We start from the raw sequence: 4,422 nt of genomic DNA, 5'->3' as shown, positions 1-4,422 counted from the left end.
TGACTGCCATGTACTGCTGCGGTGTCATCGTCCCCGCGAAATCACGGTTATAGATACCCACCATGATGGTTTGGTCATCGAGCTGGGCAAGCTGGGGATTTTGGGTGCGGATTTGTTCGAGGGTGCGAGGCTGAGCCATGAGTGGGGAACCGGTGACAATCAAGGCTAGGATTGTCTAGGTCGCCCCCGGTGAATAGACTTTGAATCTCTGCTTTCAGCCAGAAGCGGAAGTCTAGACGGTCATTCCCGTATGGCTAGGTCGGCCAAGTCATTGCATACGAGCATCCAAGAGAAGACCGCGACTGCCGAGCGTAACCAAGGCGGAAAGGGAGCGAATCCTACCGCCGCTCATCGCTCTCTCCCGCTGGTATTGAATCCGTCAGGTTCGTTTTTTAAATCCGCCACTTACAATTGAGTTGTACAACAAAGCCGCAACAGAGTAGACAGTAATATCCTGAACTATTCTTTAATCTCTTTGTATCAGAGAACAACAATGCTGATATGGTTCTTCAGAGTCTTCTTAGCAGTCTTGCTAACAACCAGCACAGCATTTTCTGCAGATAAGCCCCCTGTAGTAAAACTTTGCACTGAAGACACTGATTCCTACCCGTGGCTGCTGAAAAATCGCCCAGGGCTAAACGTTATCATGTTGCAAATGGTAGCAAAACGACTGGAAGTGAAGTTAGATATAAAGCCACTACCATGGAAACGCTGTATGGCACTGGTTAAAAGTGGCGCAATGGATGGCATATTTAAAATCAGCTATAAAGCAGACCGTAAAGATCTAGGTCACTACCCCATGATTGGTGACAAAGCCGATCCAAGTAAACGCATGCTCGACGATTCTTACAGCCTCTATCGCTTAAAAGGTAGTGATGTTGAGTGGAACGGTAAAGCAATCCTGAATGCCATTGCCGACGTCGGTGCACAATCTGGATTTTCCATTGTAGACCAGCTCAAAGACTTAGGTGTCGCGGTGGATGATAGTACTCGTGTTGCAAAGGAAAATCTGCAGAAACTATTACTAAGTAGGGTCTCAGCTGTAGCGCTTCAAACACTAGAAGGCGACAACGTTGTAGCTAGCAATGTGGAAATGCGCGATAAAATTGAGCGGCTTAACCCACCACTGGTTGAAAAGCCCTATTACCTAATGCTTTCAAAAACTTTTGTCAGTCTCTATCGTGAGTTTTCCATACAGATTTGGGATGCCATCGCCGAAGTTAGAGAGTCACCAGAGTACAAAATGCAAGTAACGCAATTTAATTAGTCGACCCTGAACAATCCCCCTCAAGCAGCCAGTGCGCCTGAATGATGCTCGTCCAGAGATATTCGTCGTAAGGTGATCATGCTCCATACCGCAATCAAGGCATTAACCCGGCAATTAGATAGACGAGTCAGGCTGCATACGCGATGCTCGGATGCCGGAAATAGCGGGCAACATGCTCCGGGCGTCGTTGCAAGTAGCACATGGCCCGCCTGACTTTCCCTTTCAGCTCTTTCTTGTTTCGCACTGTACGGCCTGCATGTATGCGGCCTTTCAGGTCATTATTCAGGTATTCGTCGGGGTTTAGTTCCGGACAATAGGGCGGCAGAAAGAAGACCTCGATTGACCTACATGCTCCTTCAGCCAAGCCTGCACAGGCTTGCTGTGATGCACACGTAGGTTGTCGAGAATCAGAAAGACCTTTCTGCCGGCATCCTTGATCAGTTGGCGGAAAAAACGTATCAACACTTGGCTCGTCATCGTTTCTTCGTACACCATGAAACGCAGCTTCCCGCGATTGGTCAGCGACGAAATCATGTTCAAACTAAAGCGCTTGGCCGGTTTGACCAGTATTGGCGTCTGACCGGCAGGTGAGTAGCCTCGACCTGCTTGGTGGTCGCTGCGTAACCCGGTTTCGTCACCCCAATGTATTTCCCCGCCTTCTGCCTTGGCGCGCGCGGCAATTGCCGGATACTCCTCGACCAACCAGCGTTCCACCCGTTCTGGGTTTTGTTCCAGCGCACGCTTCATCGGCTTTTGCGGCGTATAACCCCAGCGGTTCAGATACTCGCCTACGGTACGAATCGGCATATCAATGCCGAAGCGATCAGCGATCAAGTCACGTATTGCTTGCAGGGTCCATAAGGCAAACGGTAGCTTCAATTGCTCGGGCAGCTTGTCCGCAATCAATTTCTGCATCTCCGCTTCCTGCCAAGTCTCAAGGCTACGACGCTCCCCTTGCTGACGTCCCCGCCGATCACCCTCCACCGCGGGGATGCCCCCTGCTTGGTATCGCTTCCACCAGTCAAAGACCGTGCTGATATGTACTTCAACCGCAGCGGCAATATCCTTGAACTGAAACCCCTGTCGCCGCATACGAATGGCAGTTAGGCGCTTCTCTTCTTGGGCTTCTTTGGTGAGGCTGCGGGCGTCTCTTTTCATGCCCGTATTATCTCATATTAATCCGGCAATCAAACAGTTCATAAACTTGCACCGGATAACATTTGCAAGCAACTGATTTTAAATGATATTTCAGGGTGTTGTGCGCCCTGTTTAATTACCGCCTTAATAGTCAAGTAGCATTGCGTCTTCGTCGCTTATCCTGAACGGGGAGATTCCTGTCACACTTAAAGGGGATATATACGGATTCATCATGTTCAGTATATTTAAGAAAAAAAGCCAAGAGAATCGCCGTCACCACCGTCAGAGCTATTTCCGCCTATTCCCTCATGGAGACCAACTATTGCACAGCCCATTGATCGAATTGTCGAACGCGTACACCACTACTCCAATGGTGTTAAGGACTTCGCCATCTTTCGAAATGGAACAGTAGCGGTTCTGCCTGACGGTCTGTCAGACAACCAAGCACGCGTGCATGCGTTGCAGGCTTTGCACAATGTATTTAGTGAGCAGCCCGACATGAATCCTTTGTCAATGAAGGACGGCAATATACTCATCCATTACAATCACAACATTGCCACCGTTGTGTTCAATGACCTCGCAATGGCAAGTTGGGCAGAGATTGAGGCTTGTCATCGAGTTGCTATCGTTACGCATGAAGTTTTGATTACGCCACATGGTCATAATCGCTTTGATGAACATGGAAAGAAGGCCCTCTTTGGGCGCTGCTATATGTTCATGGACGCTCAAGATCCAAAGATTGTTCGAATTGAGAGGCGCACCGCCTGAATCCATTCAACGTGACACCAGGCTGCTGCGCTCCAGCGTCCGTAAGGTCAGAATGTTAAATATGCAAGCTGACAATCCTTGCTAAACTCGCCTTGAAATCGATCTTTCAGACTCGTCCGGAATCATCGGACCCAAGGAGGAAACCGAAGACTTGTACTTTAAAAAGCTACGGGCGAGCATCCGCGAGTACGCTACTTCGCCCGACTTGATTACTGCAATCTTTTATGGAGCATTACTTTAACAGACTGTTGAAAAACCCACCTCCTCAGCAGCCTGCTAGGGCGAATTGCGTCCTAGCCGCCAATAGGCGGCAAATCCCTGGAAAAGGGAGAGAAAACGGACAATTTGTCAGTTTGGAGAAATGGTTCGGGTCGTTCGAACGAGTTTTTCAACAGCCTGTTAGGCCGCAATAACACCATGCTCGAAGAACAAGGGTTTGAAATCATTGAGGCTGTTCTCACGCTCTCAGAATGCGATGAGATTGCAGCTAAGCTCTCCTCTATCTCGCTGAGTGGTGCAGGAACTCGCAATCTCCTTAAAGAAAACTGGTGCGCGGACTTATCGAGAAAGGTATTTCGTCACCCCAGTATTTATCGATCAGTGCCCCCGTCTTACATTGCTGTCCAGTGCAATTACTTTGAGAAATCAAAAGAAAATAACTGGTTGGTACCACTGCACCAGGATATATCTATCCCAGTGTTACAGAGAGTTAATCATCCACAGCTCTCTGGATGGTCTGGAAAAGAAGGTTTTACATACGTGCAACCACCGCTTAATGTCCTGCAATCCCTTGTCACGGTACGCATTCACATTGACGCCTGTGGAACCAATGATGGTCCAATTAAAGTTGTTCCCAAATCCCACATGCTTGGTATTGTTTCAGCAGAGAGCGGCCTCAAGGTCCGAAGGCAAAGCGAGGAAGTCTCCTGTATTGTGAGCAAAGGTGGGGCTGTGGTCATGCGCCCCCTGATATTGCATGCGTCTTCCAAAGCAACTGGCGATAGTCGCCGCAGGGTCCTGCACTTTTTATTTGGCCCGCCCTACTTGCCTTATGGTCTGCAGTGGCAAGCTTCGGTGATTTGTAAACAGGCATCACCTTAAGCAAATGAAGTTGATGTTAGACGTATATGGACCCCTCCTCGGTTGCAAGCACGCCATACTTTGGTTGGTAGGATCGACTGCTCACGTATATCCGGCCTCTTACAGCAGCATCAAGCATCTCGATGCCGGGCCATGATGGGCTATTCGCG

At 49.1% G+C, this 4,422-nt stretch carries 3 protein-coding genes and 1 pseudogene; 3 read left to right on the top strand and 1 reads right to left on the bottom strand.

Going from position 1 to position 4,422, the window contains the following annotated elements; translation table 11 throughout:
• Window positions 1-493: 493 nt before the first annotated feature.
• Window positions 494-1,267: a substrate-binding periplasmic protein gene (locus CSQ89_RS20120; RefSeq protein ID WP_099407796.1), complete on the top strand. Its 774-nt coding sequence runs from the start codon at window positions 494-496 to the stop codon at window positions 1,265-1,267.
• 127 nt (window positions 1,268-1,394) lie between these two features.
• Here the strand turns inward: CSQ89_RS20120 and CSQ89_RS20115 are convergent.
• Window positions 1,395-2,425: pseudogene (locus CSQ89_RS20115) on the bottom strand (IS630 family transposase).
• A gap of 477 nt (window positions 2,426-2,902) precedes the next feature.
• Between CSQ89_RS20115 and CSQ89_RS20110 the strand changes: the two are divergent.
• Window positions 2,903-3,172 carry a hypothetical protein gene (locus CSQ89_RS20110; protein WP_099407795.1) on the top strand — a complete coding sequence of 90 codons (270 nt, stop codon included), beginning with the start codon at window positions 2,903-2,905 and terminating at the stop codon, window positions 3,170-3,172.
• Between the two features lie 417 nt (window positions 3,173-3,589).
• A complete protein-coding gene (locus tag CSQ89_RS20105; RefSeq protein WP_099407794.1) occupies window positions 3,590-4,273 on the top strand; it encodes a phytanoyl-CoA dioxygenase family protein in 684 nt (227 codons plus the stop codon).
• The last annotated feature ends 149 nt before the right edge of the window (window positions 4,274-4,422 follow it).

It is taken from the genome of Chitinimonas sp. BJB300 (assembly GCF_002735695.1).
Taxonomy (GTDB): domain Bacteria; phylum Pseudomonadota; class Gammaproteobacteria; order Burkholderiales; family Chitinimonadaceae; genus Chitinimonas.
Note: the sequence above shows the minus strand (reverse complement) of the source record. Positions and strands in the feature narration are given on the sequence as shown.

Coding starts and splice junctions, on each gene's coding strand:
- CSQ89_RS20110 (WP_099407795.1), top strand. CDS start 2,903: ATGAATCCTTTGTCAATGAAGGACGGCAATATACTCATCCATTACAAT.
- CSQ89_RS20105 (WP_099407794.1), top strand. CDS start 3,590: ATGCTCGAAGAACAAGGGTTTGAAATCATTGAGGCTGTTCTCACGCTC.
- CSQ89_RS20120 (WP_099407796.1), top strand. CDS start 494: ATGCTGATATGGTTCTTCAGAGTCTTCTTAGCAGTCTTGCTAACAACC.